The 9,161-nt window shown below is 71.8% G+C and carries 4 protein-coding genes and 3 tRNA genes; 2 read left to right on the forward strand and 5 right to left on the reverse strand.

Translation table 11 applies throughout. From position 1 onward, the window contains the following. Nucleotides 1-52: 52 nt before the first annotated feature. From hrpA to ACF09K_RS11070, 5 genes are all read right to left on the reverse strand, one after another. On the reverse strand, nt 53-3,997 hold the full coding sequence (gene hrpA, locus ACF09K_RS11050; protein WP_392242373.1) for an ATP-dependent RNA helicase HrpA: 3,945 nt from the start codon (nt 3,995-3,997) through the stop codon (nt 53-55). A gap of 142 nt (nt 3,998-4,139) precedes the next feature. Then, nucleotides 4,140-4,216 (reverse strand) — tRNA-Phe (locus ACF09K_RS11055). 23 nt (nt 4,217-4,239) lie between these two features. Then, nucleotides 4,240-4,314 (reverse strand) — tRNA-Asp (locus ACF09K_RS11060). Nucleotides 4,315-4,351: 37 nt separating this feature from the next. After that, a tRNA-Glu gene (locus tag ACF09K_RS11065) sits at nt 4,352-4,424 on the reverse strand. 80 nt (nt 4,425-4,504) lie between these two features. Next, complete coding sequence (locus ACF09K_RS11070; RefSeq protein ID WP_392242374.1) at nt 4,505-6,127, reverse strand: metallophosphoesterase; 1,623 nt, start codon at nt 6,125-6,127, stop codon at nt 4,505-4,507. Between the two features lie 79 nt (nt 6,128-6,206). On the opposite strand from ACF09K_RS11070, the gene ACF09K_RS11075 reads away from it, so the two are divergent. Further along, nucleotides 6,207-6,557, forward strand: coding sequence for a metallopeptidase family protein (locus tag ACF09K_RS11075; protein WP_363090824.1), 351 nt, complete (start codon nt 6,207-6,209; stop codon nt 6,555-6,557). 839 nt (nt 6,558-7,396) lie between these two features. Then, the coding region (locus ACF09K_RS11080) for a DEAD/DEAH box helicase (RefSeq protein WP_392242376.1) at nt 7,397-9,161 on the forward strand (1,765 nt) is incomplete at its 3' end.

A 9,161-nucleotide genomic window follows, 5' to 3' on the forward strand; every position in this document is an offset into this window, starting at 1 on the left:
CTCTACAGGAGCGGGGCCCGCCTGGTCGAACTCACTCCGTGTGCGCGTTCCGTCACGGTGCGGCCGCGTCGATCGCCTTCACGATCCGCTTGTCGGAGACGGGGTACGCCGTGCCCAGCGCATGGGCGAAGTAGCTGACCCGCAGCTCCTCGATCATCCAGCGGATGTCCAGCACCGGGGCCGGAACGGGGCGGCCCGCGGGCAGCTGCTCCAGCAGCCAGGCGTACTCGTCCTGCATCTCGTGGACCTTCTCCATGCGGGTGGTGTCCCGCTGGACGTTGGTCGGCATCTGCTGGAGGCGCCGGTCCGCGGCCACGAGGTAGCGCATCAGGTCCGGCATCCGCCGCAGCCCCGCCTGCGTCACGAAGCCGGGCCGCACCAGCGCGTCCAACTGCTTGCGCACGTCGGTCAGGTTGGCCAGCAGGGAGGGGCTGCGCACGCCCTTCAGGCGGCGCTCACAGGCCTGCCAGGCCGCCAGGACCTGCTGCACCTGCCCGACCGTCCGCACCGTCGTGTCGACGATCTCGGCGCGCACCCTCTCGTACAGCTTGCGGTACGACTCCTCGTCCCAGGCCGGCCCGCCGAAGTCACCGATCAGCTTGTCCGCCGCGGCCATCGCGCAGTCGTCGAACAGGGCCTGGACGGAGCCGTGCGGATTCGCGGACAGCGCGAGCTTCTGCGCGTTCGTCAGCTTCTCGGAGGCGAACTTCGCCGGGTTGACCGGGATGGTGCGCAGGATCAGCCGGCGGGTGCCCTTCCACATCGCCTCCGCCTGCTCCTCCTCCGTGTCGAAGAGGCGCACGGAGACGGTGTCGCCGTCGTCGACCAGCGCCGGGTACGCCTTCACCGGCTGGCCGGCCCGACGGGTCTCGAAGACGCGGGTCAGCGTGCCGATGCTCCAGTCGGTCAGGCCGGAGCGCTCCAGGGACTCGCCGCCCTGCCGCTCCGCGGTGGCCGCGGCGGCCTGCGAGATGGCCTGCCGGGCCCTGGGCCGCAGCCGCAGCTTCAGCGCCTCCAGGTCCTTGTCCTCGGCCAGCTTGCGGCGCCGCTCGTCGACGATCCGGAAGGTGATCCTCAGGTGGTCGGGGAGGCGCGACCGGTCGAAGTCCTCCGCCTCGAAGGGGACGCCGACCATCCGCTTGAGGTCGCGGGCCATCGCCACGGTCAGCGGCTCCCGGAGCGGCACGGCCTGGTCCAGGAAACGCCGCGCGAAGTTCGGCGCCGGCACGTAGTTGCGCCGGATCGGCTTCGGCAGGGAGCGGATCAGCTCGGTGACGACCTCCTCGCGCAGGCCCGGGATCTGCCAGTCGAAGCCCTCGTCCGTGACCTGGTTGAGGACCTGGAGCGGGATGTGGACGGTCACGCCGTCCGCGTCCGCGCCCGGCTCGAACTGGTAGGTGACCCGGAACTTGAGCGGACCCTGCCGCCAGGAGTCCGGATAGTCGGCCTTGGTGACCGCCTCCGCCGACTCCCGGATGAGCATCTCCCGCTCGAAGTCCAGGAAGTCCGGCTGCTCGTGCCGCTTGTGCTTCCACCAGGAGTCGAAGTGGGCGCCGGACACCACGTGCTCGGGCACCCGCCGGTCGTAGAAGTCGTACAGCGTCTCGTCGTCGACGACGATGTCCCGGCGCCGGGCCCGGTGCTCCAGCTCCTCGACCTCGCTGAGGAGCCTGCGGTTGTCGGCGAAGAACTTGTGGTGCGTGCGCCAGTCGCCCTCGACGAGCGCGTTGCGGATGAACAGCTCGCGGGAGACCTCCGGGTCGATCCGCCCGTAGTTCACCTTCCGCTGGGCGACGATCGGCACGCCGTACAGCGTGACCTTCTCCAGCGCCATCACCGCGGCCTGGTCCTTCTCCCAGTGCGGCTCGCTGTACGTCCGCTTCAGGAGGTGTCCGGCGAGCGGCTCGACCCACTCGGGCTCGATCTTCGCGTTGACGCGCGCCCAGAGGCGGCTCGTCTCCACCAGCTCCGCCGACATGACGAACCGGGGCTGCTTCTTGAACAGGGCCGAGCCGGGGAAGATCGCGAACTTGGCGCTCCGGGCGCCCAGGTACTCGTTCTTGTTGCCGTCCTTGACGTCCTTCATCCCGATGTGGGACAGCAGGCCGGCGAGGAGCGAGACGTGGATGCTGTCGCCGGAGGCGTCCCGCTCGTCGAGGTGGATGCCCATCTGCTTGGCGACGGTCCGCAGCTGCGTGTAGATGTCCTGCCACTCGCGGATGCGCAGGAAGTTCAGGTACTCCTGCTTGCACATCCGGCGGAAGGACGACGAGCCGCGCTCCTTCTGCTGCTCGCGGACGTACCGCCACAGGTTCAGATACGCGAGGAAGTCGCTGGTCTCGTCCTTGAAACGGGCGTGCTGCTGGTCGGCCTGGGTCTGCTTGTCGGCCGGGCGCTCGCGCGGGTCCTGGATGGACAGCGCGGCGGCTATCACCATGACCTCGCGGGCGCAGCCGTTCTTGTCGGCCTCCAGGACCATCCGGGCCAGCCGCGGGTCGACGGGCAGCTGGGCCAGCTTGCGGCCGGTCTCGGTGAGCCGCTTGCGCGGGTCCTTCTGCACCGGGTCGAGCGCGCCCAGCTCCTGCAGGAGCTGTACGCCGTCGCGGATGTTGCGGTGGTCCGGCGGGTCGATGAACGGGAACTTCTCGATCTCGCCGAGCCCGGCCGCGGTCATCTGGAGGATGACGCTGGCCAGGTTGGTGCGCAGGATCTCCGCGTCGGTGAACTCCGGGCGGGCGAGGAAGTCGTCCTCGCTGTACAGCCGGATGCAGATGCCGTCGGACGTACGGCCGCACCGGCCCTTGCGCTGGTTGGCGCTGGCCTGCGAGATCGCCTCGATGGGCAGCCGCTGCACCTTGGTGCGGTGGCTGTAGCGGCTGATGCGGGCGAAGCCGGGGTCGATGACGTACTTGATGCCCGGGACCGTCAGGGAGGTCTCGGCGACGTTGGTCGCGAGAACGATCCTGCGCCCGGTGTGCTGCTGGAAAACCCGGTGCTGTTCGGCGTGCGAGAGCCGGGCGTACAGCGGCAGCACCTCCGTGAACCTGTACTTCTTCTTCTCCAGCGCGTCCGCGGTGTCGCGGATCTCCCGCTCGCCGGAGAGGAAGACCAGGATGTCGCCCTTGCCCTCCGCCATCAGCTCCTCGACGGCGTCGGTGATCGCGGTGATCTGGTCGCGGTCGGCGTCCTCGGAGTCCTCCTCCAGGAGCGGCCGGTAGCGCACCTCGACCGGATACGTCCGCCCGCTGACCTCGATGATCGGCGCGTCGCCGAAGTGCCGGGAGAACCGCTCGGGGTCGATGGTGGCCGAGGTGATGACGACCTTCAGGTCCGGGCGCCGCGGCAGCAGCTGGGCGAGGTAGCCCAGCAGGAAGTCGATGTTGAGGGACCGCTCGTGCGCCTCGTCGATGATGATCGTGTCGTAGGCGCGCAGCTCGCGGTCGGTCTGGATCTCGGCGAGCAGGATGCCGTCCGTCATCAGCTTGACGAAGGTCGCGTCCGGATTCACCTGGTCGGTGAACCGCACCTTCCAGCCGACGGCCTCCCCGAGCGGCGACCGCAGCTCCTCGGCGACCCGCTCGGCCACCGTCCGCGCGGCGATGCGGCGGGGCTGGGTGTGCCCGATCATGCCGCGGACGCCGCGCCCCAGCTCCAGACAGATCTTCGGGATCTGCGTGGTCTTCCCGGACCCGGTCTCGCCGGCGACGATCACGACCTGGTGATCGCGGATCGCCTCCGCGATCACGTCCTTCTTCTGGCTGACCGGCAGCTGCTCGGGATAGGTGACGGCGGGCACGCGGGTGCGCCGCGCGCCCATCCGTTCCTCGGCGGAGGCGACCTCCGCCTCGATCTCGGCGAGGACGGCGGCCCGGGCCTCCGGTTTGCGGATCTTGCGCGCGCCCTCGAGCCTGCGCCCGAGCCGGTGCGCGTCGCGCAGGGACAGCTCGGCCAGACGGGGGGCGAGAACGCCGAGGGCGGGGGCGGGGTGCGTAGACATACGGGATCCAGGATCTCATCCCGGAGAAAAACGTGGCGAGTGCTTTTGCGGCGAGTGCTTCTGCCCCGGGGCGGTGCCGCCTGCCCGGGCGCCCGCGACAGACGAACAGGGCCCCGATCCGAAGATCGGGGCCCTGTTCCTGTGGTGGCTGGGGCCGGGGTCGAACCGGCGACCTATCGCTTTTCAGGCGATCGCTCGTACCAACTGAGCTACCCAGCCACGGAGTCCACGAGGAACTCCAGCGGTCCTGACGGGATTTGAACCCGCGGCCTCCACCTTGACAGGGTGGCGAGCACTCCAAACTGCTCCACAGGACCAAGCTGTGTGTACGACAGTGTCGCACACGGTGTTGCGTGCCCCCAACGGGATTCGAACCCGTGCTACCGCCTTGAAAGGGCGGCGTCCTAGGCCGCTAGACGATGAGGGCTATCGGCCCGCCTGGGCGCTTCGCAGCGCGTCGGGGACGTGAGAAGCATATGGGATGGCAGGAGGTATCGCCAAAACGGTTTAGGAGCGGGGGCGGGAACCCGGGGACGCGGGGGCCGGAGGAGCCGTGGCCGGGGTGGGGGACGACGGTGCGGGGGACGACGGCGAGGGCGCCGTGGGCGTCGGGGTGGACGTCGGGGCGGCGCCCGGCCGGTTCTCCTTCGGGAGGTGGCGGCTGACCTCGGCCGTCGTCAGGCCCAGACCGCCCAGCTTGATCTCGTCCCAGGCCTGGAGGCGGCGGGAGTCGCGGTCGAAGTACAGGATCGACGCCTCGATGGGGTCGGGGTACTCGCCCTCGACGGCCCGCAGTCCGCTGCCGCCCGTGGAGCCCTCGACGCGCAGCCGGGTGCCCTTGTCGAGGGTCTCCGTCCCGGCCCGGTGGAGGTGGCCGGCCAGGACCATCGGGACCTCGCCGTCGGTCCGGCGGGCGGCGGAGGGCTCGTGGGCGACGGCCACGTCCACGGGGGTGCCGGCGGCCCGCTGGGCGCGGAGCGCCTGCGCGAGGCGGTCGCCCGCCGCCTCCTGGGTCCCCTCGGCGCCCGGGACGGTGGAGCGGTCCGGGGTGAACTGGGGGTCGCCGATGCCGGCGAAGCGCAGCCCCGCGAGGGTCACGGCCCGGCCGCCGTCCAGGACGTGGACGTTCTTCATGTTCCGCAGGTAGGCCTGGGTGGTCATGGAGTCGTGGTTGCCGCGGACCCAGACGTAGGGGGCGCCGAGGCCGGCGACGGGGTCGAGGAAGCCGTTCTCCGCGGCGGTGCCGTGGTCCATGGTGTCGCCGGAGTCGACGATCACGTCGACCCTGTACTGCGCCACCAGCGAGGCGATGATCTTCCAGCTCGCGGGGTTGAGGTGGATGTCGGAGACGTGCAGGACGCGCACGGTGGTGGGGTCGGGCTGGTAGGCGGGGAGGGTGGAGGTGACGTCGTAGAGCTTGGTCACGTTGGTGACCAGGCGGGCCAGTTCCTGCTGGTAGACGTCGAACTCGGTGACGATGCTGCGGGCGTTGCCGACGACCGAGGGGGCGGAGGACAGCAGGCCCGAGAAGCGGGGTTCGAGGACCGACTTGGGGTTCCAGGTGGCGTAGGCGGTGGCGCCGCAGGCGGCGAGCAGGGCCAGCGCCAGGCCGCCGGCGGCGAGGGCGCGGCGGGGCCGGCGGTAGACGGCGAGGCCGAGCGCGGTGGCGCCGGCGACGACGGCGGCGCAGGAGCGCACGGCGAGGTCGAGGGTGCCGTGTTCGATGTCCCCGGTGACCTCGTCCTGGAGCCCGGAGAGGCGTTCGGGATGGTCGACGAGGGCCTGGGAGCGGTCGGGGTCGAGCTGGTCGACGTTGACGTCCAGGCGCACGGGGGCGACGTGGCTGTCGAGGTGGAGGGCGCCCAGCGGGGAGATGTTGATCTTCGTGCCGCCGTCGAGGGCGGGGCGCAGCGTCATCGTGGTGTCCATGGGGCCGACGGGCACCCGGACGTTCCCGACGACCAGCAGTCCGAGCCAGGCGCCCAGCAGGACGACCGCGGTGAGGCCGAGGGCGCGCGCCCAGGGGCGGGGCCGGGCGGCGAGTTCGGGGACGGGGCCGCCGGGGCGGCGGGCGGTGCGGGGACGGTTCACGGTGTGCGGGGCTGCGGCGGGGACACGGGCGCGGGCCATTGGTCGCGTATGCCCGCGTCCGGGCCCGGACATGCGGACCCACCCGCCGTACGGCGCTGTCGTACCGGAGAATGGGCCCGTGCTGGAGATGACGCGCGAGGAGTTCGAGGAACTGGTCGCCGAGGCGCTGGACCGGATCCCGCCGGAGCTGACGCGGCTGATGGACAACGTCGCGGTGTTCGTCGAGGACGAGCCGCCGGCGGACGATCCCGAGCTGCTCGGGCTGTACGAGGGGACCCCGCTGACGGAACGCGGCGAGTGGTACGCGGGCGTGCTGCCCGACCGGATCACGATCTACCGGGGGCCCACCCTGCGGATGTGCGGGACGCGGGAGGAGGTCGTCGAGGAGACCGAGGTGACGGTGGTGCACGAGATCGCCCACCACTTCGGGATCGACGACGCCCGGTTGCACGCGCTCGGGTACGGCTGAGCCGCCGGTGCGGCGGGGCGCGTGTCCTCCGGCGGGCGGCGGGAGTTGGGGGTGTGACTCCTGCGTCTGCCCCCGGAGGTGGCCCCGTGCGCCCTTTGTCCGTACCCGTTCGCCTGGTCGTCACGGTTCTGTCCGTCGCCGCGGCCGCCGGCTGCATGAGCGTGGGTGACGAGGAGGGGGACCGGGCCCGGCCCTCCCACTCGGCGGGGGAGCACGGCGGTGACGCGCCGGAGGGCGGGGCCGGCGGCCGCAGTGGCGGGCGCTGGTCCGGCGCGGGCGCCGGCGGCGGGCACGGCGCGGGGGAGGGCGGGGAGAAGGGTGGTCCGGACGGGTCCGGTTCCCCCGCGGCCTCGTCGTCGGCCGGGCGGAGCGCGGCGGCCTCGAAGGGGCCCGGGCCCGGCGGGAGCGAACGGCCGGGGGTGCCGCGGCCGCCGCGGGGCGAGCCGACGCCGACCCGTTCCGCGGACCCGGAGCCGCCGTCCTCGCCGGAGCCTCCCCCGTCCCCGTCGCCGGAGCCGACGCCGGCCGAGCCGTCCGCGTCGGCGGACGCGGAGCCGGTGCCGCAGCTCGTCGAGCGGGAACCGGCGCCGGAGGCCGGGGCACCGGCGTAGATGCCGTACAGTGGTGTGCGACCCACGTCTACGCAGACCGGTTTGCCTTCAGGGGTACGGGGTGCGTATGGTGGTAGATCGTTTGATCCCCTTTGCCCGGCGCCACCACAGAGCGCGCCGTGTGGCGCGTACTCTCCCTTGCCGTGACGGACCGCATTGAGGCGGTCGCATGCGAACACGGAGTTGACGGGCGCGTGCCGACGAGACTCCGGAAGGTTTCGCATTCGCATGTCCATTTCCCGTACTGATCACGTCGTCGTGTCCGAGAACAGCGAGACGGTCGAGGCCGTCGAGGTCACCGCGACCGTCGACGCCGTGGAGACCGACCGGGCTGTCGAGGCCGACAAGGCACCCGAACTGTCCTTCGCGGACCTGGGGCTGCCCGAGGGCGTCGTGCGCAAGCTCGCCCAGAACGGCGTGACCTCCCCCTTCCCGATCCAGGCGGCGACCATCCCGGACGCCCTGGCCGGCAAGGACATCCTCGGCCGCGGCCGCACCGGTTCCGGCAAGACCCTCTCCTTCGGTCTGCCGACGCTGGCCACGCTGGCCGGCGGCCACACCGAGAAGCGCAAGCCGCGCGCCGTCATCCTCACCCCGACCCGCGAGCTGGCGATGCAGGTCGCCGACGCGCTCCAGCCGTACGGCGACGTCCTCGGCCTGAAGATGAAGGTCGTCTGCGGCGGCACGTCGATGAGCAACCAGATCTACGCCCTCGAGCGCGGCGTCGACATCCTCGTCGCCACGCCGGGCCGGCTGCGCGACATCATCAACCGCGGCGCCTGCTCCCTGGAGAACGTCGAGGTCACCGTCCTCGACGAGGCCGACCAGATGTCGGACCTGGGCTTCCTGCCCGAGGTCACCGAACTGCTCGACCAGGTCCCGCAGGGCGGTCAGCGCATGCTGTTCTCGGCCACGATGGAGAACGAGATCTCCACGCTGGTCAAGCGCTACCTGAACAACCCCGTCACGCACGAGGTCGACAGCGCCCAGGGCAACGTGACGACCATGTCGCACCACATCCTGATCGTGAAGCCCAAGGACAAGGCGCCGGTCACCGCCGCGATCGCCTCCCGCAAGGGCCGCACCATCATCTTCGTGCGCACCCAGCTCGGCGCCGACCGGATCGCCGAGCAGCTGCGCGAGTCCGGTGTGAAGGCCGACGCGCTGCACGGCGGCATGACCCAGGGCGCGCGCACCCGCACGCTGGCCGACTTCAAGGACGGTTACGTCAACGCGCTCGTCGCGACCGACGTCGCCGCCCGCGGCATCCACGTCGACGGCATCGACCTGGTCCTCAACGTGGACCCGGCCGGCGACCACAAGGACTACCTGCACCGCGCCGGCCGCACGGCCCGCGCCGGCCGCACCGGCACCGTGGTCTCGCTCTCGCTGCCGCACCAGCGCCGCCAGATCTTCCGCCTGATGGAGGACGCGGGCGTCGACGCCGGGCGTCACATCATCCAGGGCGGTACGGCCTTCGAGCCGGAGGTCGCCGAGATCACCGGCGCCCGGTCGATGACCGAGGTCCAGGCCGAGTCGGCGGGCAACGCCGCACAGCAGGCCGAGCGCGAGGTCGCCGAGCTGACCCGGGAGCTGGAGCGGGCGCAGCGGCGCGCGAGCGAGCTGCGCGAGGAGGCCGACCGGCTGGTCGCGCGGGTGGCCCGCGAGCGTGGCGAGGACCCGGAGACGGCGGTCGCCGAGGCGCAGGCCGTGGCCGCCGGAACCGACGAGACCGCCGGGACCGTCGGGTCGGAGCCTCCGGCCGAGGTGTCCGTGCCGGCGCAGCCCGTCGCGCGGGACGCCGACCGCCCCGTCCGCGAGGAGCGCCCGGCGGCCTCGTCGTACGAGCGTCGTGAGCGGCGGGACGACCGCGGTGACCGCGGTGGCTTCAACCGGGACCGTGACGACCGCGGTGGCCGTTCCTTCGAGCGCCGCGACGACCGGGGCGGCCGTCCGTTCGAGCGTCGTGACGACCGGGGTGGCCGTTCCTTCG

This window comes from Streptomyces sp. NPDC014882 (assembly GCF_043081325.1).
GTDB lineage: Bacteria > Actinomycetota > Actinomycetes > Streptomycetales > Streptomycetaceae > Streptomyces.